Annotated in this window: 1 protein-coding gene; it reads right to left on the bottom strand. The window is 47.0% G+C overall.

All coding sequences use genetic code 11. The features are described 5' to 3' along the window. On the bottom strand, window positions 1-321 hold a 321-nt coding region (locus J3998_RS13170), incomplete at both ends, for a DDE-type integrase/transposase/recombinase (RefSeq protein ID WP_208151118.1).

Genomic DNA, 321 nt, shown 5'->3' with positions numbered 1-321 from the left:
GGAACAGGTAATACCATGCTTTTGATGGAAGTCCTGATAAGACTTTGAACAGTATTGAATCCCTCTATCCGAGTGATGTATCAGCTTTCCTTTTCCTACTCGCTTTTTAACCGCTTTAGATAACGCTTGTAACACACCGGATGTATGCAGGCTGTCATGCACATGATAGCCAACTATCTTTCGTGAACAGGCATCCGTTATCAGACTCAGGTACGCTTGCCCCGTCTGCACGGGAAGATAGGTGATATCGGCGACCCAGAGCTGTTCCGGCGTTTGTGCGAGTTTTTCTTGTCCCTGCTCCTTGAGGAGATTGGGATGTTT

The sequence above is a fragment of the Thiomicrorhabdus marina genome (genome assembly GCF_017571465.1).
GTDB lineage: Bacteria > Pseudomonadota > Gammaproteobacteria > Thiomicrospirales > Thiomicrospiraceae > Thiomicrorhabdus > Thiomicrorhabdus marina.
Note: the sequence above shows the minus strand (reverse complement) of the source record. Positions and strands in the feature narration are given on the sequence as shown.